Origin of the sequence: Peptoniphilus asaccharolyticus DSM 20463 (genome assembly GCF_900176115.1) — a bacterium.
GTDB classification, from domain to species: Bacteria; Bacillota; Clostridia; order Tissierellales; family Peptoniphilaceae; genus Peptoniphilus; species Peptoniphilus asaccharolyticus.
On the sequence record NZ_FWWR01000009.1, the window covers coordinates 638548 to 661376 of the forward strand.

Annotated in this window: 26 protein-coding genes and 1 other annotated feature; of the genes, 5 read left to right on the plus strand and 21 right to left on the minus strand. The window is 32.2% G+C overall.

All coding sequences use genetic code 11. The features are described 5' to 3' along the window. Positions 1 to 71: 71 nt before the first annotated feature. From rpmA to hydE, 6 genes are all read right to left on the minus strand, one after another. Complete coding sequence (gene rpmA / locus B8869_RS03790) at positions 72 to 350, minus strand: 50S ribosomal protein L27 (RefSeq protein ID WP_004821442.1); 279 nt, start codon at positions 348 to 350, stop codon at positions 72 to 74. After that, positions 350 to 694, minus strand: a complete 345-nt coding sequence (locus B8869_RS03795; protein ID WP_084230388.1) for a ribosomal-processing cysteine protease Prp — start codon at positions 692 to 694, stop codon at positions 350 to 352. Before B8869_RS03795 ends, rpmA begins: the two co-directional genes overlap by 1 nt. Continuing rightward, positions 694 to 999 carry a 50S ribosomal protein L21 gene (rplU, locus tag B8869_RS03800; RefSeq protein WP_084230389.1) on the minus strand — a complete coding sequence of 102 codons (306 nt, stop codon included), beginning with the start codon at positions 997 to 999 and terminating at the stop codon, positions 694 to 696. The genes B8869_RS03795 and rplU overlap by 1 nt, the downstream gene beginning before the upstream one ends. Positions 1000 to 1011: 12 nt before the next feature. Then, positions 1012 to 1078, minus strand: a sequence feature (ribosomal protein L21 leader region). Positions 1079 to 1330: 252 nt separating this feature from the next. Further along, a complete protein-coding gene (hydF, locus tag B8869_RS03805) occupies positions 1331 to 2464 on the minus strand; it encodes a [FeFe] hydrogenase H-cluster maturation GTPase HydF (RefSeq protein ID WP_084230390.1) in 1134 nt (377 codons plus the stop codon). After that, the gene (gene hydG / locus B8869_RS03810; protein ID WP_084230391.1) at positions 2439 to 3851 is read right to left on the minus strand and encodes a [FeFe] hydrogenase H-cluster radical SAM maturase HydG; all 1413 of its coding nucleotides are present in this window, start codon (positions 3849 to 3851) and stop codon (positions 2439 to 2441) included. Before hydG ends, hydF begins: the two co-directional genes overlap by 26 nt. Then, entirely contained in the window at positions 3844 to 4908 is a 1065-nt protein-coding gene (hydE, locus tag B8869_RS03815) for a [FeFe] hydrogenase H-cluster radical SAM maturase HydE (RefSeq protein WP_084230392.1), read from the minus strand. Before hydE ends, hydG begins: the two co-directional genes overlap by 8 nt. A gap of 138 nt (positions 4909 to 5046) precedes the next feature. Here hydE and B8869_RS03820 point away from each other — a divergent pair, with 138 nt between their 5' ends. After that, positions 5047 to 6036, plus strand: a complete 990-nt coding sequence (locus tag B8869_RS03820; protein ID WP_084230393.1) for an MBL fold metallo-hydrolase — start codon at positions 5047 to 5049, stop codon at positions 6034 to 6036. Positions 6037 to 6063: 27 nt separating this feature from the next. Here B8869_RS03820 and B8869_RS03825 read toward each other — a convergent pair whose 3' ends face one another. Then, positions 6064 to 6930, minus strand: coding sequence for a hypothetical protein (locus B8869_RS03825; protein ID WP_084230394.1), 867 nt, complete (start codon positions 6928 to 6930; stop codon positions 6064 to 6066). A gap of 98 nt (positions 6931 to 7028) precedes the next feature. After that, positions 7029 to 8936 carry a threonine--tRNA ligase gene (gene thrS / locus B8869_RS03830; protein WP_084230395.1) on the minus strand — a complete coding sequence of 636 codons (1908 nt, stop codon included), beginning with the start codon at positions 8934 to 8936 and terminating at the stop codon, positions 7029 to 7031. Positions 8937 to 9300: 364 nt separating this feature from the next. On the opposite strand from thrS, the gene B8869_RS03835 reads away from it, so the two are divergent. Then, on the plus strand, positions 9301 to 9510 hold the full coding sequence (locus B8869_RS03835; RefSeq protein ID WP_084230396.1) for a TOBE domain-containing protein: 210 nt from the start codon (positions 9301 to 9303) through the stop codon (positions 9508 to 9510). Between the two features lie 154 nt (positions 9511 to 9664). Here the strand turns inward: B8869_RS03835 and B8869_RS03840 are convergent, their stop codons facing one another. Next, positions 9665 to 10015 (minus strand): CPBP family glutamic-type intramembrane protease, encoded by a 351-nt coding sequence (locus B8869_RS03840; protein WP_084230397.1) that lies wholly within the window; start codon positions 10013 to 10015, stop codon positions 9665 to 9667. 85 nt (positions 10016 to 10100) lie between these two features. Beyond that, positions 10101 to 11270, minus strand: a complete 1170-nt coding sequence (locus tag B8869_RS03845) for a M20 metallopeptidase family protein (protein WP_084230398.1) — start codon at positions 11268 to 11270, stop codon at positions 10101 to 10103. A gap of 113 nt (positions 11271 to 11383) precedes the next feature. On the opposite strand from B8869_RS03845, the gene B8869_RS03850 reads away from it, so the two are divergent. Beyond that, a complete protein-coding gene (locus B8869_RS03850) occupies positions 11384 to 12370 on the plus strand; it encodes an IS30 family transposase (protein WP_084229742.1) in 987 nt (328 codons plus the stop codon). Positions 12371 to 12435: 65 nt separating this feature from the next. Here the strand turns inward: B8869_RS03850 and B8869_RS03855 are convergent, their stop codons facing one another. From B8869_RS03855 to B8869_RS03900, 10 genes are all read right to left on the minus strand, one after another. Beyond that, positions 12436 to 13113: a DUF6873 family GME fold protein gene (locus B8869_RS03855; RefSeq protein WP_084230399.1), complete on the minus strand. Its 678-nt coding sequence runs from the start codon at positions 13111 to 13113 to the stop codon at positions 12436 to 12438. Continuing rightward, positions 13110 to 13859: a TrmH family RNA methyltransferase gene (locus tag B8869_RS03860; RefSeq protein WP_084230400.1), complete on the minus strand. Its 750-nt coding sequence runs from the start codon at positions 13857 to 13859 to the stop codon at positions 13110 to 13112. The genes B8869_RS03855 and B8869_RS03860 overlap by 4 nt, the downstream gene beginning before the upstream one ends. Beyond that, on the minus strand, positions 13843 to 15207 hold the full coding sequence (rho, locus tag B8869_RS03865; RefSeq protein WP_412458527.1) for a transcription termination factor Rho: 1365 nt from the start codon (positions 15205 to 15207) through the stop codon (positions 13843 to 13845). The genes B8869_RS03860 and rho overlap by 17 nt, the downstream gene beginning before the upstream one ends. A gap of 344 nt (positions 15208 to 15551) precedes the next feature. Next, the gene (gene glpX, locus B8869_RS03870; protein ID WP_084230402.1) at positions 15552 to 16520 is read right to left on the minus strand and encodes a class II fructose-bisphosphatase; all 969 of its coding nucleotides are present in this window, start codon (positions 16518 to 16520) and stop codon (positions 15552 to 15554) included. Further along, positions 16520 to 17176, minus strand: coding sequence for a fructose-6-phosphate aldolase (fsa, locus tag B8869_RS03875; RefSeq protein ID WP_084230403.1), 657 nt, complete (start codon positions 17174 to 17176; stop codon positions 16520 to 16522). Before fsa ends, glpX begins: the two co-directional genes overlap by 1 nt. After that, complete coding sequence (gene ispF / locus B8869_RS03880) at positions 17173 to 17652, minus strand: 2-C-methyl-D-erythritol 2,4-cyclodiphosphate synthase (protein WP_084230404.1); 480 nt, start codon at positions 17650 to 17652, stop codon at positions 17173 to 17175. Before ispF ends, fsa begins: the two co-directional genes overlap by 4 nt. Then, positions 17649 to 18347, minus strand: a complete 699-nt coding sequence (ispD, locus tag B8869_RS03885) for a 2-C-methyl-D-erythritol 4-phosphate cytidylyltransferase (RefSeq protein WP_084230405.1) — start codon at positions 18345 to 18347, stop codon at positions 17649 to 17651. Before ispD ends, ispF begins: the two co-directional genes overlap by 4 nt. Next, positions 18347 to 19783, minus strand: coding sequence for a peptidoglycan D,D-transpeptidase FtsI family protein (locus B8869_RS03890; RefSeq protein WP_084230406.1), 1437 nt, complete (start codon positions 19781 to 19783; stop codon positions 18347 to 18349). Before B8869_RS03890 ends, ispD begins: the two co-directional genes overlap by 1 nt. 2 nt (positions 19784 to 19785) lie before the next feature. Then, entirely contained in the window at positions 19786 to 21033 is a 1248-nt protein-coding gene (locus tag B8869_RS03895) for an FtsW/RodA/SpoVE family cell cycle protein (RefSeq protein ID WP_084230407.1), read from the minus strand. A gap of 3 nt (positions 21034 to 21036) precedes the next feature. After that, the gene (locus B8869_RS03900) at positions 21037 to 21474 is read right to left on the minus strand and encodes an FHA domain-containing protein (RefSeq protein ID WP_084230408.1); all 438 of its coding nucleotides are present in this window, start codon (positions 21472 to 21474) and stop codon (positions 21037 to 21039) included. Positions 21475 to 21598: 124 nt separating this feature from the next. On the opposite strand from B8869_RS03900, the gene B8869_RS03905 reads away from it, so the two are divergent. Then, positions 21599 to 22219, plus strand: coding sequence for a regulatory protein RecX (locus B8869_RS03905; protein WP_084230409.1), 621 nt, complete (start codon positions 21599 to 21601; stop codon positions 22217 to 22219). Next, the gene (locus tag B8869_RS03910; RefSeq protein ID WP_084231053.1) at positions 22209 to 22484 is read left to right on the plus strand and encodes a GIY-YIG nuclease family protein; all 276 of its coding nucleotides are present in this window, start codon (positions 22209 to 22211) and stop codon (positions 22482 to 22484) included. Before B8869_RS03905 ends, B8869_RS03910 begins: the two co-directional genes overlap by 11 nt. Positions 22485 to 22518: 34 nt before the next feature. On the opposite strand, the gene B8869_RS03915 is transcribed toward B8869_RS03910, so the two are convergent. After that, a complete protein-coding gene (locus B8869_RS03915; protein WP_084230410.1) occupies positions 22519 to 22824 on the minus strand; it encodes a cytochrome C biosynthesis protein in 306 nt (101 codons plus the stop codon). Between the last annotated feature and the right edge of the window lie 5 nt (positions 22825 to 22829).

Consider the following 22829-nt stretch of genomic DNA (forward strand, 5'->3'; position numbering starts at 1 on the left):
TGTTAAGTTAAAGCTAAGATTTCTATAATATTTCTAAGAAAAAAAGCCGTAGGTTTCTACGACTTTTGTGTTTAAGCGTAAACGCTAACTATCTTTTTGTTACCTCTGCCTTTAGTTTCGAATTTAACTACTCCATCTGCTGTTGCAAATAGTGTATCATCGTTACCACGCATAACGTTTAGTCCCGGATGGAACTTAGTACCTCTTTGTCTTACAATAATGTTGCCGCTAAGTACAGGTTGTCCGTCACTTCTCTTAACTCCAAGTCTCTTAGAATTAGAATCACGACCGTTCTTTGATGAACCTACACCCTTCTTAGAAGAGAATAACTGTAAATCAAACTTTATCATTATCCCACCTCCTGTGAGTTGTTATCTACTTTAAGCATTACATGCTCTGAGTAATTTTTTTCAAGCAAGCTTATTCCTTCTTTTAAAAACAAGAAACTGTCTTGCATTTTTTTATAATCAGATTTATTTTTGAAAATAATTTTTAAATATCCTGAGTCCTGTTCATCGTATATATCTTCTTCTGCAATACCCAAATTGTTTATCGCTTGAAAATATAGCGTTTGAGTGAGAATAGAAACTCCCGCACAAACTATATCATACTCAGAATCTCCATAATCTGCATGACCTGTAGATTTGAAACCAAAATATAAATTATTTTCTCTATAGAGAGTTACCTCAACCATTAGTTAATAGCACTGATTTCTACTAATGTGTATGGTTGTCTGTGTCCTCTTCTTTTTCTTTCGTTCTTCTTTGATTTGTATTTGAAAACAACAATTTTCTTATCCTTAGCTTGTGCAAGAACTTTAGCTTCTACTTTAGCTCCTTCAACGTAAGGTTTACCGATTTTTGTAGTTTCTCCACCAACGATTAGGACTTTGTCAAAACTTACATTAGCGCCTTCTTCAACGTCTAATTTTTCAACTTTTACCTTATCGCCAACTTTTACTTGGTATTGTTTACCACCTGTTTCAATTACTGCGTACACTTGTAGCACCTCCTCATTTTTAAGACTCGCCTAATAGGTAATTAAATTTTGCACCTAGTTCGTGCGGTTACTCTTGGTATATTAACACAAAGACTTGTATTTTGCAACAAAAAAAGCAATTTCAAACTCACTTTTTTAAACTATTTTTTATTTTTAACTCTTTAAAATATTTATAAGTTAAATAGCCAAGATATATAAGAAATAAAAAACCAAAAATTATTTGCGTATGTCTACTAAATAAATCAGTAAAATAAAATATAATTCCCATCAGCAAGATTACTAAACCAAAGCTATAATTTTTCAATTTTTATTCCCCTCTCTTTTATATAGTCTAATACTCCACCTTATCCAAAATACCCTTTAACTTTGAAATAGTGAGTCCATAGTTTGTAACTGGTATGTTGGAAATCTGTGCCTTTTGAATTCTGCTCATAACCCTTGCTCTGTTAAACATACAACTTCCACACATAATTATTAAGTCGTAGTCCAACTCGCTTGGAAAATCAAGCCCTCTTGAAAAATCTATTTGCATCTCTCCATACTTAGCTCTTAGCATCTTTGGGATTTTTATTCTGCCTATGTCTTCTTCAAGTGGAGCATGTGTACAAGCTTCTGATATCAATACTTTTGAGTTCTCATTTAATAGATCTATTTGATTAGCACCTTTTACAAGCTCTTCTATATCGCCCTTTGCTCTTGCCATTAATATGGAAAATGAAGTTATCTTAGAGTTTTCAGGTTTTAGTTTATATACTTCTGCAAAGACTTGCGAATCTGTTATTATCATGTCAGGTTCGTCTTTTAAAAGATTTAAAGTCCTTTCTAAGTCATCTGTCTTGCAAGAAAAAACAGAACACCCTAAGTCGAGGAGCGCCCTCATTGTTTGAACTTGTGGCAAAATCAGTCTGCCCTTAGGAGCTTGTAGGTCTTGTGGCATTACCAACACTACAGCTTCTCCACCAAATAACAGCCCATCTAATAGAGGCCTTTCCCCTATCAAATCTTTTGCAACTTCTCTTATCTTTAATAAAATTTCCTCTTTATTAAATTTGATATATCCATCTCTTTTTAAATTAGAATTATTTATTTTTATCAAAGGTTTTTTTACAGACTCTAAGCTGTTTAGTAGTTCGTCGTTTGGATTGTCCCTTTCCACGTAGATAAGTATGTCGCACTCTTCTAAAACTTTTTTAGTACGCTCCATCCTCTTTTCTCCAAGTTCTGAACTGTCGTCAAATCCGGCTGTGTCGATTAGGGTTGTCGCTCCTACCCCTTGAATTTCCATTGGTTTATAAACCGGATCGGTTGTCGTCCCCGATACATTGGAGACAAGAGAAGTTTCTTGACCTGTGAGCAAATTTACAAGTGTAGACTTACCTGAATTTGTATTCCCAAAAATGCCTATGTGAATTCTATTTCCCTTGGGAGTTTTCATCCCCTTAGAATCTAAAATCTCTTTCTCCATTTTTTATTTTCTCCAAGTATTCTTTAGTTCTCTCTCTAACTCTATCGTTCTTTATCACTTTTAGATTTTCTTCGATTGTTTTCTTTCCTTCTTCAAGTGTTTTTTCATTTCCATAGTCACACATGTATTCTTCAAGAGTTATAAGTGCATTTGGATGGCAACAGTTCACTATTTGCCCACTCTTTAATAAACTCATAAATCTGTCTCCAGTTCTGCCCTCTCTGTAGCAAGCCGTACAAAAACTTGGTATGTATCCAAGTTCAAGCAACCAATTTACAACTTCTTGTAATGATCTCTTATCTGAGACATCAAATTGTGCAGATTCAGACTCTATATCTTTTATATATCCACCAACAGCTGTCCTTGAACCACCTGAAATTTGACTTACTCCAAGGTCTAATGCCTTTCTTCTCATTTCCATAGATTCTCTTGTTGAGATTATCATACCAGTATAAGGAACTGCTATTCTGATAAGGGCGATTAACTTTTCAAAAGTTTCATCATCTAATGCATCTTTAAAATCTTCTGTGTCTATATCATCTGCTGGACATATTCTTGGAACTGAAATTGTATGAGGTCCAACTCCAAATGTAGCCTCCAAGTGTTCAGCGTGCATTAGAAGCCCTACAAGCTCATACTTATAGTTTTCAAGCCCATATAATACACCAATACCAACATCATCTATACCAGCTTCCATAGCCCTATCCATGGCTTCTGTATGGTATGCGTAGTTTGACTTAGGTCCTGTTGGGTGAAGTGCTTCATAATTTTCTTTATTGTATGTTTCTTGGAATAGGATATATGTTCCAATGCCAGCATCTTTTAACTTTTTATAGCTTTCCACGTCAGTTGCAGCTATATTTACATTTATTCTTCTAATAGAACCGTTTTTATGTTTCGTATCGTAAATTGTCTTTATACTTTCCAAAACATATTCTAATGAATTATTTACTGGATCTTCTCCAAGCTCAACTGCTATTCTCTTGTGCCCCATGTCTTGTAGAGCTATTACCTCTTGTCTAATCTCTTCTTGGGTTAGCTTTAGTCTTGGTATGCTCTTATTCTTGCTGTGATATGGGCAGTACACACATCCGTTCACACAGTAATTTGAAAGATAAAGTGGAGCAAAGAGTACAATTCTATTTCCATAAAATTTTTCTTTTATCTCTCTTGCTATAGTCTTCATCTCTTCAATGATTTCTTTATCTTCACAGTTTAAAAGTATTGCTGCTTCTCTATGTGCAAGCCCTTTTAAACTCCTAGCTTTTTCTAATAATTGCCTGTGAAGTTCAAGATTATCTTTATTCTTCTTTCCATATTTTAATGACTCTAATATTTCATCATTATCTATAAATTCAGTAGCTATTTTACTTTTTACATCATACATCTTTAAAATCTCCTCTGCTCATAACAACACGATATCCCAGACTTCCAAATAACTTTTTCAATTCCTCTAAATTTTCCGCTGCTTCTATTTTAAAACATGCCTTATCTTTATAAAGAGAATAATCCATTCTCCTGTAAGTCGGAGTCATATTTGGCATATATACATTAGCTGCATACTCTATGGCCTTATCTCTCCACTCTTTCGAAAGAGTGGCAAGAGATGTAGTGGCCGGTATATTTGCCTTTGGAAACATAATTCTTAGAATACATAGCAAAAACACTGTCATCTCAACCGAGCCACTGGCTTCATTTTCAAATGGAGTTCCCTGCGCCGGTATAAAAGGCCCTATCCCAACCATCTCAGGTTGTAATTCCAATAAGAATACCAAATCTTCCGCTATATTTTCAATGGTCTGCCCCGGTGAGCCAACCATTATTCCAGAACCAGTTTGAAATCCAAGTGTCTTTAAATCTCTAAGTACTTTTAATCTATGCTCTTGACTCATTGACTTAGGGTGCAGCTTATAATAGTGCTCTCTGTTTTTAGTCTCGTGTCTCAACAAAAACCTATCAGCACCAGCTTCCCTATACATTTTAAGTACATCAAATTCCTTTTCTCCGACAGATAAAGTAATGGCAGTCTGTGGATTAATTGTCTTTATATTTTTTATTATGTCAATTAAATCTTCGTCTTTAAATCCACCATCTTCGCCACCTTGCAAAACAAAAGTTTTAAAACCAAGTTCAGTGCCAAGCCTTACACTATCTAATATCTCCTCTTTAGAAAGTCTATATCTATTCACATTTTTATTAGAAGCCCTTATTCCGCAGTAATAACAGTCATTTTTACAGCAATTTGAAATTTCAATAAGTCCTCTAACATATATTTCTTTATTAAAAAATTTTTTTGTAATTGCCTTTGCCGATCGGTACACATCATCTAAGACAAAATCTCTATTTAGAATTAAAAACTCAAATTCATTTTTTGATAAGCTTCTCGTCTTTAATAACTTGTCAAAAATTAAATAGACATCGCTTTTAAATACTTTTCTATTCATCTCAATCCCCTTAACAAACTAAGAAAATTATATCATATAATTATAAATTCAAACTAAATTTTAAATCTTCATACTTTCTTTTATTGTTCCTCTTTTTAAATTTATATTTGATATACTACTTACTAAAGGAGTTTTGATATGAAAGAAATATTTAAAAATATATATACTTTTGAAGTGACCTTGCCAAATAGCCCACTAAAATTTATAAATTCATACATTATTAAAGGAAAAGATAAGACACTGCTAATAGACACCAGATATAACCGTACAGAAACTAAATCAGATTTACTTGCAGGACTTAGAGAGCTAAATGTGGAGTTAATAATCACCCATCTACATGCAGACCACACCGGTTTAGTAAACTTGTTCAGCGATGCAGGTTGCAAAGTATATGTCAGCAAGACTGATGGAGAATTTATAAATTCTATGGTGTCAGATGATTATTGGAATATGATGAATGGCTTTAAACAACTCTACGGAGTTGATGAAGACGAAATGACCATAGCAGATAACCCTGGATATAATTTTAAACTTGAACACACCGTTGAATTTGATGAACTAAAGATTGGAGAAATTATAGAGATAGCCGATTTTAAATTTGAAATTATAGACTTAAAAGGACACACTCCAGGTCATATAGGACTTTATGATAAAGAACATAAAATTTTATTCGGAGCCGACACTGTACTCGATCCAATAACTCCAAACATAACTTTTTGGGGTTTTAAATATCCAGACATCTTGGGCACTTACGTAAATACGCTTTTAAAACTCAAAACTCTAAATTTAGATTATATATTCTCATCTCACAGAAAAATAATTGATAATCCTACGGAGAGGATTGAACAACTCTTAGAGCACCACAAAAATAGACTACAAGAAATTTTGACAGTAATGGATAGAAATAGAGAATACACTGTAAAAGAAATTTCATCCAAAATCACATGGAGAATTCGAGCTAACAATTGGGATGAATTTCCCAAACCACAAAAATGGTTTGCCACTGGAGAAACTATGTCCCATATTGAACACATGGTTCACACAGGCCATCTGACAATGGTAAATAAAAATGGCGTTTTATATTTCAAAAAAGAAAAAGATACAATCGAAAATATATTCACTAAATAAATAAAAGAAGACCTCACAGTCTTCTTTTTAAATTAATTTTCCACTTTTATCCTTTACAATTTGGTACAGCGCTCTTAATGTATTTTCTTCTTTTCCTAACTCACTGTAGTATTTAGGTATAATATGTGTAAAACCATAACCGTCCACTACTTCAAAATTAATTTGTACTTTTGAGCCATTTTTAAATTTATACTTTGCACTCTCAATAACTCCGTCAAAATATCCATTGTGCCACTCTTTTAATTTTATTGTCTTTCTATCAATCTCTTTATCATCTTCAAAAACTACAAAATCAATTTTATCAGCCACAACTCCGCAGCTCATGTTAGCCCTATAACTCATTGATATTCTTCCTCTAAAATCAATTTCTGAAAAGTCATCCTTTAGATTGTTTTTAATTAGATTATCCCATGGCGTGTCAAAATAATATTCTCCCAAGACATTGTTGAGTACACTCAAAATCAAATTTATTTCTTCTGTCTTTTCCATTCCATTTGCCTTAACACTCACCCTACCCAAATTAAAATTGCTATTTATAGGAACTCTTTCACTATATAAATAGTATCCATCTTTATATTCAGCTTTCTTATAAGCTCCATTAACCTCAATTTTAACTTCTTTATCGTTAAATTCATCTTTCAAAAATAATTTGACAACACTCTCTACAGTATTATCTTCTAAATTTATATTTTCAAAATATATGCTCTTATCTTTTACAATCGCAAACTTCTTATCTATATAGCTTTGTAATTCATTCTTTGTTTCCTGAATTTCATATCTATTATTCTCTATTTCTCTTTGTAGAAAACTAATTTTAGTATTCAAGCTATGTATATAACTTCCAACGAAGATTATTAAAATTATAAATAGGATTTTCTTTATATTCTTATTCATAGAGACTCCTTTCTAAAAAAATTTATCAATTTATCTTTTTATCATATTATATACTAAGTACAAAAAAAGAGAAGACATTAGCCTCCTCTTTATTAAAACTATTCAGTTATTGTTTTTTCTGCAATTTCTTTTTGTAAATCTGCTATAAAGTCTTCAACTGCAACATCTTTGATTTCTTCTCCGCTTCTCTTTCTTACAGAAAGTTTTCCACTTTGAATTTCTTGTTCTCCAACTACAAGCATATAGTTAACTTTTTTAACTTGTGCCTCACGAATCTTATAACCTACTTTTTCAGCTCTTGCATCTAACTTAACTCTTAAGCCAGCTGCTCTTAACTTATCAGCAATTGCATTTGCTCCATCTGCAAATTTGTCAGAAACAGGTATAACTGCAACTTGCACTGGTGCTAACCATAGAGGGAACTTACCTGCAAAGTGTTCAATTAAAATTCCAAGGAATCTTTCTATTGAACCGAATAATGCTCTATGAAGCATTACAGGTCTTGCCTTTTCTCCATTTTCATTAATATAAGTTAAGTCAAAGTTAATTGGCATTTGGAAGTCAAGTTGGATTGTACCACATTGCCATGTTCTTCCAATTGCATCTTCAAGGTGGAAGTCAATCTTAGGGCCGTAGAATGCACCGTCTCCTTCATTGATTGTATATTCCATTCCTCTGTCTTTTAAAGCTGCTTCAAGTGCCGCTTCAGCTTTGTTCCAAGACTCTAAATCTCCCATATAATCTTCAGGTCTTGTTGAAAGTTCAACTGTGTATTTAAATCCAAAAGTAGCATATAGCTTATCAGCTAAATCAATTAATTTGAACACTTCTTCTTCGATTTGAGATGGTAGACAGTATACATGGGCATCATCTTGAGTAAATGTTCTTACTCTGAATAGTCCGTGTAGCGCTCCTGAAAGCTCATGTCTATGAACTTGACCATATTCCGCAAGTCTGATTGGAAGTTCTCTATAAGAGTGTGGGCTTGAAGCGTACACAATTGTAGAACCAGGACAGTTCATAGGTTTTACAGCATAATCTGAACCATCTATCTTAGTGAAGTACATATTTTCTTTATAGTGATCCCAGTGACCACTCTTGTGCCATAACTCTTCATTTAAGATGATTGGTGTTAAAATTTCACCATATCCATTTTGTAGTAACTCATCTCTCCACCAATTTAAAAGTATATTTCTAACTAACATACCATTTGGGTGGAAGAATGGGAATCCTGGACCTTCTTCATGCATTGTGAAAAGTTCAAGTTCTTTTCCAAGTTTTCTATGGTCTCTCTTTTCAGCTTCTTCAATTCTTTCGATATATTCATCAAGTTGTTTTTTCTTTTCAAATGAAATACCATAAATTCTTTGAAGCATCTTGTTATTTTCGTCGCCTCTCCAATAAGCTCCGGCGATTGAATTTAACTTAATTGCTTTAATATTCTTTATTGTATCAAGATGAGGTCCTTTACATAGGTCGTAAAAATCTCCAATTTTGTAAAGAGTTATATTTTCATCTTCTAAGCCTTCTATAAGTTCAAGTTTGTAATCTTGTTCTTTTTCTTTGAACATTGCTATAGCTTCAGCTCTTGGCATTGAAAGTTTTTCAACTGCTGGAGCTTCTTTTATAATAGCTTTCATTTCAGATTCGATTTTTTCTAAATCTTCAGGTACAAATCTATATTCAACATCTATATCATAGTAGAATCCATTGTCTATTGAAGGTCCTATCGCAAATTTTGCATTTGGATATAATCTTTGGATTGCGTATGCCATAACATGAGATGTTGTATGCCAGAAAATTTGTTTTCCTTCTTTATCATCAAATTTTACAACTTTAAATTCACAGTCTTCGTTTACAGTTTCAAGTTTCCCTCTAACTTCTCCGTTTACAACTGCTCCAACTGCTGCTCTTTCCAATCCTTCAGAAATATCAAGAATCAATTCTTTTACAGTTTTTTCTGAATCATATTTTCTTTCTGAACCATCCGGTAATCTTACTATCATTCTTTCCTCCATTAAAAACCCACAATACTTACGTGGGCATCAAGTGAAACTTTATAATAAAAAAAGCCCAACATCCCAAAAGGACGTTAGACCGTGGTTCCACCTTAATTGCTCCTCAAAAGTCTTATCGCGACCTACACGCTCCGCATTACCGAAGTACTCAGGGTTAGTTTTCATATCGTTACTCAAAGCCTCGCACCAGCCGGCTCCTCTCTTTAGAGATAGTTATATTACTCGTCCCTTCAACGTTGTAAGATATGATAACACAATTCATAAAAATAATCAATATTTTTATCTTATGAATTTGAGTTTATACAAATTCATAATGGGTATTTTTATAATATAAAATTTAAGGAGGTTAAAGATGAAAATTAGTGCACGTAATGTGTTTAAAGGTAAAGTTGTAGCTATTGAAAAAGGTGCTGTTAACGGAATCGTTAAAATAGATCTTGGCAATGATGTTATAATAACTTCTTCAATCACAAATAGCGCCATTGAAGAGCTTGGTCTTGAAGTTGGCAAAGAAGCTAACGCTATAGTAAAAGCTAGCAACGTAATGGTTGGAGTTGAATAAATAAGAGAAGGAATTACCTTTTTGATAGTACAAAAAATCCAGGAGAAATTTCCTGGGTTTTTTAATTCCATTATATACTAATAGTTATAGCAATTTATAATACTTACTTTTTTGTTCATTAGCTCATTATGATTTTCTTTAATTTACATATAACTTATTCTTTCAAACTTTGTCTATTTAATATACTTCTCGTTATCAAATAACCAACAAAAAATATTAAAAACATTATTAAATACTCCATAGGATATACATAATCTCCTACATTAACAATTTTAAAAATAGATTCAAGAATAGGCCCCGTAATAATTGGAGCAGTATCTATTATAAAATGAATTATTATTGGATAAATTAAATTTTTACTTTTTATATAAAGTAATCCTAATACAAATCCACCTACAATAGCAAATAAAGTCATTAAAACAGTCTCTAAATGAATAATCCCAAATGGTACAGCAATGATAAATAGGATATATTTTTCATTTAGTTTATTGGCTCTATAATAAATGTATAGTAATAATTATCAAAAAATTTTGAATTAAATTATTCAAAATTACAAATAAAAATAAACTTTAATACACTATGTTGTAGTTCTACAAGCCTTGAGCTGTTATAACTGCGCTTGCTAAAACTTCGGATGCTGTTTTTATTCCACTATCTGCCGCATGATAACATGAATGGTGTAGTGCTTGATTTTCTTCTCCAACTATTCCACTTCCAAACCAATACATAAATGACGGAACGTTTTGCATTATAATCGCAAAATCTTCACTTGCCATTGTTGGTTTTATATTAACTATATCGTCTCTTCCAACTATTTTTTCAGCAGCTTTAACGGCCAAATTATACATTTCTTCTGAATTGAAAGTTAGAGGAATATCTTCATGATATGTAATTTTATAATCACATTCATAGGCAGAACAAATGTCTCTTACAATTCTCTCCATTCTCTCTTTTGCTCTTGCCATGGCTTCACTACTCAATGAACGAATTGTAGCCGTCATTATTGTATTATCTACAACCAAGTTTTCTTTACTTCCGCCGTTTACATAATTTATAGAAAATACAACTTGCTCAAAAGGATCTATATTTCTACTTAAAACCGTTTGTAAAGACATTATCACAGCCGATGTGCAAACTATTGGGTCAATATTTAAATGAGGCATTGAACCGTGTCCACCTCTTCCAATAATTTCTATTTCAAAATTTGTCTTGGCTGACATAAGCGCTCCATTTTTACAAATTACTTTTCCCGTTGGAACTAAAGGCCAATTGTGTAAACCGAAGAACATATCCGGTTTTGTAATTTCCAAAAGTCCAGCCTCTATCATCTCTTTAGCGCCTGTGGTAGTTTCTTCAGCTTTTTGAAAAAGTAAAATAGCATCGCCATGCATTTGACTTCTCAATTTGCTTAAAATGATTGCTGCTCCAAGAAGAGATGCTGTATGAAAATCATGACCGCAAGCATGCATCACTCCGTTCACCTTTGACTTATGTTCCCAATCATACTTTTCTGTTTGACTGATTGCATCTATATCACATCTAAGCCCTATGGTCTTCCCCTCTTTAGCTCCTTTTATTCTTGCAACTGCTCCCGTTTGAACATCAAGTGGAATTATTTCAACTCCATCAATTGTACTCAAAAATTCTTTTATATTTTTTGTAGTGTTGAATTCCATATTAGAAAGTTCTGGATATTCGTGCATGTGGTGTCTAAATTCTAAAATTTTGTTTTCTTCTGCTTTTGTAAGTTCTATATTCATTTCTTCCTCTAGATAATTTATCATAACAAGTGCAACATAAATAAACTCATAGCTAATCAGCTGTGTTAATATGTAAGTGACCAAACAAAACATATTAAAAGGAGTGATTAACTATGAGCTATAACCATCTTACCATAGAAGAAAGATCTTGTATTTACCAATTTTTAAATTTAGGAATGAGTATAAGGAAAATTGCACAAGCACTTAAAAGGTCACCTAGTACAATATCTAGAGAAATTAAAAGAAATTCATCTAAGATAAAAGTTAGTAGGGGAAGTTACACTAAGTACTTTCCGATAAAGGCAAATGATAAATATATTGATAGAAGAAAAGACTGCCATAGAAAAAGTAAATTTTCTAAAGATGTTATTGATTATTTAACTGTAAAGATTAACGAACATTGGTCCCCTGAACAAATATCAAATAGAAACACAAATGAGATTCATGAATTACCATCTACATCAACGATATATAGAATGATACACGCCAAAAAGCTGCCAAAAACTAGTATGAAAAATTTGAGAAGAAAAGCTAAATTTAAAAGGCCAGCAGAAAAAAGAGGAAAATTCAATGATAAAGGTAGAACAATTAAGAAAAGACCTAAAGAGATATACAGAAGGCAAGAATTAGGCCACTGGGAAGCAGATACAGTGGAATCAGGCAGATTAGATCATAAAAGGAAAAGTAGATGTTGTTTCGTAACTTTAGCAGAAAGAAAATCTAGATATTATATAGCAATCCTAGTTGAAAATAGAAAGTCGGAAAGCGTAACACCAGCAATAATAAATGCATTAAAAGATTATCCAAAAGAATTAGTAAAAACAATAACCTTTGATAGAGGTAAAGAATTTTCAGAATTTGAGAAAATAGAAAAAGAATTAGGATGCAAAACTTATTTTTGTGATCCCTATTGTGCATGGCAAAAAGGTACAAATGAAAATAGTAACGGACTTTTGAGGGAGTTTTATCCTAAGGGTATGGATTTATCAGAAGTGAATATTGATGAATTAAATTATAACTTAAGTTTAATGAATAATAGACCTAGAAAATGTATAAAATATAAAACACCTAAAGAAGAACTTTTTGGTCTCTTACCATAGGTGTTGCATTTGATTTGACAATTCGTCTCTATAAAAAAGAGCCTGAAATAAATCAGACTCTAAATCTAAATCTCGATAATACTTCCTATATCAATTATAGTACTTTCTGTCAGAAACTCAAAATTTTCATTATTAGCTTCTAAAAATTTTATAATTTTATTTTTTGAAGAATGCCCATCTAATACACCTGTGAAAAATAACTTTCCATCTACAAGTCCTGTGCATCCACCTATAAATCCGTAGTTGAAATTTCTAAGTTCAATTTGCTTATGATCTATCAGTAAAATATTTGTTAAATCTTTTAATTTTTCATAAATATCTACATCTGAAGTTATAAGGCAATTTTTGCCAACTGCCAGATTGCACTTCGTATAGCCTTGCTTTACATCTATAAATGTAAAATCTCTCTCTTTATAAAATTCCAAAACTTTTTCGTCTGTAAATTTTAAATTATGAATAAAGAGATTTTTATAAACTGCAAAATTTAACTTTACATGGTTTGGATATGGACTTCTTATCCCTTCAACCTCGATTATTTTTTTACATTCTAAATATTTTTCATAATATTCAAAATTTTCTGAATCCACTGCAACTGTTTTCGAGTCCAATCTTCTTATCAACAAGTCTGGGTGAGCTTCTATTCCGTCGAGAATATTTTCATTTCTCTTTGTCCGAACTACTGTCCCATGCTTTTCAAGGTTCTTAACAATTTCATCTCTTGCATAGTAATCTACAAAAATCATCTCATCATCTCATACATCAATATCGAACCCGCCACATTTACATTTAGCGATTCAATATTTTGAGTTTGTATATATATTTTTCTCTCAGATAAATTTAGCATTTCATTTGAAACGCCTTTTGCTTCATTTCCAAGAATTAAAATTGTATTCTCTCTGAAATTGAAGTCTTTTGAAATTTCTCCACCATCAACATCTGTAGCAACTATTTCAAATCCCCTTTCTCTTAGAGATTCTATTTCTGCTTTGTTATTTAAAATATGAATTTCAACTCTGAAAATAGATGTCATGGTTGAACGTATCAACTTTGGGTTATATAACTCCACACATTCAGGAGTCATAATGAGTTTAACTCCAAAACCATCAGCACTTCTTATAAGCCCACCCACGTTTCCTGGGTCTCTCACATCATCAAGCAAAATGTACTTTCCTGCTTTTATATTTTCTATTCCGAAATTATGAATTTGCTCAAAATAAGCTATCACACCTTGTGAATTTACAGTATCTGAAATGCCTTTGAATATTTTGTCAGCAATAACATAGATTTGAGTTTCTATATTTAATTTTTCAAGCTCTAATACTTTTGACTCGCTTATAGCAATATACTTAGGATTTTTGTACTTTAAAGCTTCTTTTAAAACTACAAAACCCTCTGTATAAAATATATTTTCTTTATCTCTATATTTTTTTTGTTGTAATGACTTCAAATATTTATAAATTTTATTTTCTTTACTACTTATACTTATCATAATCTTTATTCAATTTATCCACTGAAACTTTTAACAAATCTTTGTTCTTATCATATTTTTGAATCGTATCTAATAAAAACTCTGTTAATTCCTGAGTTGACTCACTATTCATTGCTCTTCTTATAGCCCAATTGAATTCCATTTCTTCTTCATTTAACAGAAGTTCTTCTTTTCTAGTTCCAGATTTGAAGATATCAATTGCAGGGAATATTCTCTTTTCAGATAATTTTCTATCCAAATGGACTTCCATATTACCAGTTCCCTTGAACTCTTCAAAGATTACATCGTCCATTCTAGAACCTGTTTCAACCAAGGCTGTAGCAAGTATAGTAAGCGAACCACCTTCTTCAATATTTCTAGCCGCCCCAAAGAATCTCTTAGGTTTGTGTAATGAAAGTGGGTCAAGACCTCCGGATAGGGTTTTACCACTTGCTGGAGTTATTAAATTGTAAGCTCTAGTAAGTCTTGTTAGTGAATCAAGCAAAATCACTACGTCTTTCTTTTGTTCAGCTAATCTCTTTGCTCTTTCTATGGCTGCCTCTGCAACTTTTGTATGATTTTTAGGTTGTTCATCAAAAGTAGAATAGATTACCTCTCCCTTTACAGACCTTATCATGTCTGTAACTTCTTCAGGTCTTTCATCTATAAGCACCACCATCAAATGTGCTTCAGGATAATTTTTCGAAATTGAATGAGCTAATTTCTTTAAAAGTGTAGTCTTTCCACTCTTAGGTTGAGAAACTATAAGACCTCTCTGTCCCTTTCCAATCGGAGCAATCAAATCAATCATTCTTGTTGCGGTATCTTTTGGATTATTTTCAAGAATATATCTTTGATTTGGATATATAGGTGTTAAATTGTCAAAATAAGGTCTCTTTATAATCTTATTAGGTTCAACCCCATTTACCGACTTGATATATATTAGCGCATTGTATGACTCGCCTTCTTTATCAGGCCTTGGAACACCTACTATTTCATCACCATTTCTAAGTCTAAATTTTCTAATTTGACTTGGAGAAACATATATATCTCCTTCGCCTGGAAGATAATTATTAACCCTTAAAAATCCATATCCATCTTGATAAAGATCCAATATCCCACTTACATAATTTATATTTTGCATATCTTCAATTATTTCAGTGGCATTATCTGATAAATCCGATACATCTATAACTTCTTTTTCTTCAACTTCTTCAGAAATAAAATCTTCATAAAATTCATCAAATTCCTCAACATCTTGGTCAGGATGAATATTTAATATTTTATCTATTATTTCTTGTTTTTTTAGAGTATATGATTTTTCAATTCCAAGTTCATCTGCCATTCCTCGAAGTTTTAAAAGTGTCATGGAATTTAATTTGGACCTGTTCACATCTTGATCTGATAAGTTAAGTTGTCGTTCTAAAATGGTTTTAATTAATTCTTCTTTTTTAAACTTATATGGACTTTGTACACCCATGTCTCCAGCAATTCGTCTAACATCAACTAAAGCTAATTTCCCTAAAAATTCTTCGTCGTAGTTGTCTACTTTAGGTTTTTTACCATTTACAATATAATTATAGTAGTCTCCACGGGTTAAAGACTTGTGGTCTATTAACCCCATGGAAACTGCTATATTTCTTAAATCTTCTATAGTTTTGTTTTTTAATACTTCACTATTTCCAGTATTATTATGCAATTTATCCTCCAAAATTATTGAGCATACTCAGGTTTTTGAGATAGCTTATGTTGTGATTTAACGTATCTCGCTGTACCACTTGGAAGTCTAAGCACTAATGTTTCTGTAGTTGCAATATCTTTTGAAATGAATTTAACAGCATCTAAAAGTTCTCCCTTAGAAACTCCTGTTGCTGAGAATACAACTTCATTTCCCTTTACTAAATCATTTATTGTATAAATTTTATCTAAATCTGCATTTAAAGCTTTACATCTTTCAAGTTGTTCTTCGTCAGATGGTGCTAATCTTCCTTGGAAATCTCCTCCAAGACATTTGATGGCTGCAGCTGCTATTACTCCTTCTGGTGCTCCACCTATTCCAAGAAGTAAATCTACTCCAGAGTCTTCGAAGCAGGTTTCAACGGCTGTGATAATATCTCCTTCTGAGAATGATTTTATCTTAGCACCAAGAGCTCTTACTTCATCTACTATTTTTTGATGACGTTCTCTGTCTAAAATTGCAACTGTTATATCTTCTATATTTTTATCAAGAGCTTTAGCCACTCTCTTTATATTTTCAGTTGGAGTGTCATTTAGATTAATGCATCCTTTTGCCTTTGGACCACAAGCTATTTTGTCCATATACACGTCTGGAGCAAATAACAAGCATCCTCTTGGGGCCATTGCTATAACTGCTATTGCATTGTTCATACCTTTTGATACTGCTGTAGTTCCGTCTACTGGGTCTACTGCAATATCAACTTTATCAGCATTTACTTTTCCTTCTCCAATTTTTTCACCTATGTAAAGCATAGGTGCTTCGTCCATTTCACCTTCACCGATTACAACTTCTGCATCAACTTCAATTTGGTCAAGCATTCTTCTCATAGCATCTACAGCTGCTCCGTCAGCTCCATTTTTGTCGCCTTTTCCAAGCCATTTTGCTGCGTTTATAGCTGCTGCTTCTGTAACTCTCGCTAAATTAAGTGCTAAATTTCTGTTCATTAAAACTCTCCTTTTGTTTCAACTGTCTTAAAATCTTCTAAAAACTTTTCTATACCTGAATTTGTCAATGGATGTACTAACATTTGTTTGAAAACTTTATATGGTATTGTTGCAATATCAGCTCCAGCCTTCATACATTCTAATACGTGGCTTGTATGTCTTACAGATGCTGCAATAATTTCAGTTTCTAGACCATAAATACCAAAAATTTCTGCTAAATCTCTTATAAGGTCCATACCATCTTGTCCTATATCATCAAGTCTGCCTATAAATGGACTTACATAGCTTGCTCCGGCTCTTGCAGCTAAAAGAGCTTGGTTTGCTGAAAAGATTAAAGTTACATTTGTTTTTATTCCTTTTTTAGACAAAACTTTTACAGCTTTAAGTCCTTCAGCTGTCATAGGAATTTTTATTACAATATTTTCTGAAATTTTAACAAGTTCCATTGCTTGAGCAACCATAGTTTCTGCATCAAGTGCTGTTACTTCAGCTGATATCGGTCCATCAACTATTTCAGTAATTTCTTTTACAACATCTTCAAATACTCTTCCCTCTTTTGCTATTAAGCTTGGATTTGTAGTTACTCCTGAAACAACTCCCCAAGAGTTAATTTCTCTTATTTCTTCTACATCTGCAGTATCGATAAAAAATTTCATATATTTCCCCTCTCTAATAATACAACACTTTGTGCTGCTATTCCCTCTTTTCTTCCTTCAAAGCCTAACTTTTCAGTGGTTGTTGCCTTCACAGAAACATTTTCAACATCTGTCTTTAAAATCTTTGCAAGTATATTTCTAATCTCAGCTATATGATTTTTTAACTTTGGTTCTTCACAGATAACAATTGAATCAATGTTTCCTATTTTATAACCTTTAGATTCCATCACTTCTACAACTCTACCAAGTAGAATTTTAGAATCTATATCTTTATATGCCATGTCGGTATCTGGAAATAACTTTCCAATATCTCCAAGCGCTAAAGCACCGAGTATGGCATCCATAATTGCATGTATTAAAACGTCTGCATCAGAATGACCTAAAAGACCTTTTTCGTAGTCAATCTTTAGTCCTCCAAGAAATAACTCTCTTCCTTCGACTAATTTATGCACATCATATCCTATACCTATTTTCATAAGTCACTTCCTATTAAAGCCTCAGCTAAAATCAAATCCTCCGGAGTAGTTATCTTTATATTTCCATAGCCATTCCAGACTAATTTGATTTTCTTACCAGTTTTTTCTACCAATGAGCAATCATCTGTTCCATAGTATCCTTCTTGATACGCTTGATTATATGCATTCATTAGCACATCTTTTAAAAATACCTGTGGAGTTTGAACTGCCCACAATTCATTCCTATTTGGAGTATAATCCACTGTCTTTCCATTTTTAGAAATCTTTATAGTATCTTTCACAGTATTTGCAAGTGTAGCGGCTCCCGTTTCAAAAGTAGCCTCTATAACTTCATCTATCTTCGATACCTCTACAAGTGGCCTCGCCCCATCATGAGTCAAGACCACCTTTGTTTTTTCAGGAATGCTCAAAAGTCCATTGTAAATTGAGTCCTGTCTTTCAGCACCGCCATAAACTATATTGTAAGGTATATTTATTGTTAAATTCTCCAAGATATCATTTAAATAATTTAAATCAGAATCTTTTATGATAATAGTCAAATGGTCAATATATTTTGACGCAAGTATTTTTTTCAAAGTATGAGATAGTATCTTATCTCCACTTATTTCTAAAAACTGCTTATTTAATTCAGTTTTCATTCTTCTACCCATTCCAGCTGCTGCAACCATCGCGCTTACATACTGCCCATTTATCATCAGTCCAACACTCCTAGTGAATAGTTTATTATATCTCCCGCCAAAGGAGCTGCTATCTCTCCACCAAATTTTTCAACATCTTGTATTATTACAGCAACAGCTACTTGAGGATCTTTTGCAGGTGCATATCCAACAAACCATGCATTATACTTATCAGCATCTTTAGATATCTGAGCTGTACCAGTCTTTCCAGCAACTTGAGCTCTTCTTATCCTAGCAGTCTTACCAGAACCATTTTTAACTACATTTACCATCATCTTTCCTATTTGAGATGCAACTTCAGGTGAAACTGCTTCAGAAAGAACCTTCGGCTCTCTAGTGTATATATTTGATCCATCTGGTGATTGTACACTGCTAACAAGATATGGAGCCATCATCTTACCTTCATTACCTATAGCTGAAGCAACCATACACATTTCAAGTGGTGTGGTTAATATATCTGCTTGACCTATTCCGGCACTTGCCAAGGCATGTTGGTCCCAAGACGAAGCTTTGAAAGAAGATGTTGATAGATAAGTTGTCTTTGTATTTAAATCAAAATCAACTTGTTTATTCATCATAAATCTTTCAGCCACTTCAACAAATTTCTCTTTTCCAACTCCAACTACTTTATTTGCAAAATAAGTATTCACAGAGTAAGTAAATGCTTTGTTTAAGTCTATATTCCCATATTCTTTTCCGCCTGCATTTTTTATTGCACGGCCTAAGATTTCTTCTTCTCCTGTATCTTTATACTTTTGGTCTATTCCAGATTCTATTATAGCTGCAGCAGATATTATTTTAAATACAGAACCGGGAGCATATCCACCTTGAATAGCATTGTTGAAAAATGCCCCATTATTTTGTTCAACTATTGCGCTATAATCAGAATCTATATTTTGTATATTAAAGTCCGGATAAGACGCCATACCAAGTATCTCTCCAGTCTTTGGATTCATAACTACTACTGCACCTTTTTCTCCACTCTCAGCTAATTTATCTCTTATATACTGTTGTATCTTTGTGCTTGTTGTAAGAGTTAAATTATTTCCAACATCAGAATCTATATCTTTGTTGAAGAAAGCCCTTATCGACCTAAGTATATTAGAACCCTTAGTTCCCAAAAGTTCTTCGCTATATGAGGCCTCTAATCCAGAACTGCCCTTAGTCCTACTAGAATATCCTACAATATGCGCATAAGCTCTTGGATGAGGATAGACTCTTGTATATTTATATTTTTCACCTTCAGTTTGAGCCAAAACCTCTCCATTCCTATCTACTATAGTTCCTCTCTTAAAAGCCGCAACTTTTATAGCATCACGTCTATTGGCAGGATGGTTTACTATTTCTTTGGCCTCAAATATTGTAAAATAACTCAAATAAAATATCAAACCTAAGAACATTATAATTAATCCTATTAGGACAACTAACATTCTCCTATTTTCTTTTATATTCATCTCTATCCCTCATATTTATAAGACATATCCTCACTTGTAACTTGTAGCACTCCAAGAGCTATGAAACTTGAAATCATAGATGAACCACCATAAGACACAAAAGGAAGTGTCAAACCTGTCATTGGAATCAATTTTATAACTCCTCCAATATTTAAGAAGCATTGAACAGCAAATAAAATTCCTATCCCTATGGCAAGTATTCTATAAAATTTATACTCTTGTCTTATACTTATCTTCACAGCTCTATAAGCCAATAGTAAAAACAGCATTATTATACCTATTCCAGCAAATATTCCCATCTCTTCACATATTACAGGGAAGATGAAATCTGAAGTCCCAACAGGAACTAACTTAGGATGTCCAAGTCCTATTCCCGTTCCAAAAAATCCACCTTCTGCAATGGCAAATAGAGATTGTACTATTTGCGCTGAACTCTTATATATAGTCTCAGGATTCCACGGATCCAACCAAATTCCAATTCTCACTCTTACGTGCCTAAACAAAAAGTACCCTGCCACTCCACCTATAACTACCAACAGAAGATTTAATAAAATCATCTTTCTATCTTCTTCATAGATAAACTGTATTCCTGTGAATATTGACAAAAATATTACCGCTGTCCCCAAGTCCTTTTGAATAAACAATAAACCTATTAATAGGTATACAGTTCCCATTAACAAAATAGATTTATACTTAAACTTCTTTGGAATTTTATATTGATACTCTGTATAGTATGAAGCTATTAAGAAAACTAATACTATCTTTGTAAGTTCTGTAGGCTGTAATAAAACACTTTCGCTTAGCTTTATCCAGTTCTTAGAACCACCTCTTTCAACTCCAAACAACAGAGTTATTAAAAACAACATAATTGAAACTGCAACATAAAAATATGTCCAGTTTTCTATTTTTCTAAGCGCTCTCATAACAAAGTATGTTATATAGAAAATCAATATTCCAACTAAAGACCATACCAACTGTTTAAGTCCTAAGTCGGGATTTAATCTATAAATAGTTAAAATACCAATAGTTAAAAGCATGGAAACAATGAGGAAAATATAATTGTCCCCAGTTGAAATCCTACCTAATATGAAATTTGAAATATAAATTACTGAAATCAATCCAAAAAATAATATTACTATATATTTGTCTACGTGCTGATTGTTAAAAAAGAAAAGTAATAATACTGCTAAAATTTCAAATACTAAGAGTAGATTTCTTGGCTTATCAGATCTAAAAACTTTAGTAATCATAATCTACCCCCTGTCGTCAACGAATAAAAGTTGGATGAATCCCACACCAATCTTATCTCCGTTTCTAAGTTCTATAATATCATGAACCTCTTCTCCATTTAAAAAAGTCCCATTTGCAGAATTTAAATCTTCTAAGAAATATACTCCATCTTCTTCTCTTATTTCAATATGTTCCTTTGAAACAAATTTATCTTTTATAGTAATATCACATTTTGAAGATCTACCTATTATGGTAACCCCTTTTAGAACGTAGAATTCGTCCATTTTAAAATCCAAAGAATCCAATCTGTTTACAACCTTTAAATAAGCTGCATCCATATAAGAACCCTTCATATCCATTTTTTTTATGTCCATGTAAATAAGTCTAATAATACTCAATAAGAATAAATAAATTATGACTATAAATACATACCTTAAGCCTTGCGAGATTATTTCAAACATTATGCACCTCTATAATTTTCTAATAGTTATAATATCATAAATAGAAAAACTTTAAAACTATAACAATCTTAATTAAAATCAAGCTTTTATCAAATAAAAATGTTAAAATTTAATAGGTGATAAAATGATTATTGAAAAAATTGTATTCCTCCCAAAATCAAAAAACTATACTGTATTTTTTAGTGATGGTTCTGGAACAGAAATCATTGAAGATACATTAGTCAAATTTAATTTATATAAGGGAATGGAAATAGAACCAGACACTATTTCAAATATAAAATATGAAAATCAAAAGTTTGAAGCTGCTAAGTCAGTATTTAGATATATTCAAAATAAAAAAACTGTAAAAGAAGTAAAAGACTATCTGTCCAAAAAAGGTTACGATGAAGATGTTGTCGAATTGACTGCAGACTATTTAGTTGAAAAAGGATATATTGACGATAGAAAATATGTTTCTGCTTTTGTAAATGATAAATTAAAAATAAATAAATACGGTCGAAATAAAATTAAAAATCAACTTATTGTTCACGGAATTGATAAAGACTTAGCTGAGAGTGCAGTGTATAATTTAGATGAAAATATAGAATATGAAAATTTAAAATCACACGCAGAGAAAAAGTTTAAAACATTAAAAAAAGATATGAACACAAAATCTAAATTAATAAATCATTTGATATACAAAGGATACCAATATGATATGATAAAAAATGTTTTAAAAGAATTTGATTTTGGCTATGACGAATAAAAAATACTACGTATATCTTTTAAAGTGCAATGATAACTCTCTCTATTGCGGATATACAGTTGATTTGCAAAATAGAGTGTCTGCACATAACAACAAAACCGGCGCTAAATATACCCGTTCTCGCACTCCTGTTGAACTCGTATATTACGAGACATTTTCAAATAAGAGTGATGCTTTAAAAAGAGAGTGTTCAATAAAAAAATTAACTCGAGATAAAAAACTGCTTTTAATAAAAAGCTTTGAAGAACAAATAAAAAACTCCTAAACAGCTTTTGCTAATTTAGGAGTTTTATTTGAATTTATTTCCCACCTTGTATTATTCCAAATATAAGTGCAACTAAAAGAGATATTACACCACTAGAACAACCTATTAAAAATACTGCTAAAGCATCTACATTTTCTGGATTGAACAAATCACTTATAACTGAAAATAATACAAATATTCCTATTGTGATTAATACAATACCAGGCAAATACTTAGCAAATTTAAGTCTCTTAGCAACTATACTCAATACTATTGTAACTGCTATAGCAATTATTATCCCATAAATTGAAAGTAGTATAAATTCGGTATTACCTCCTACGGCTTCCATAACTTTAGACATATTAC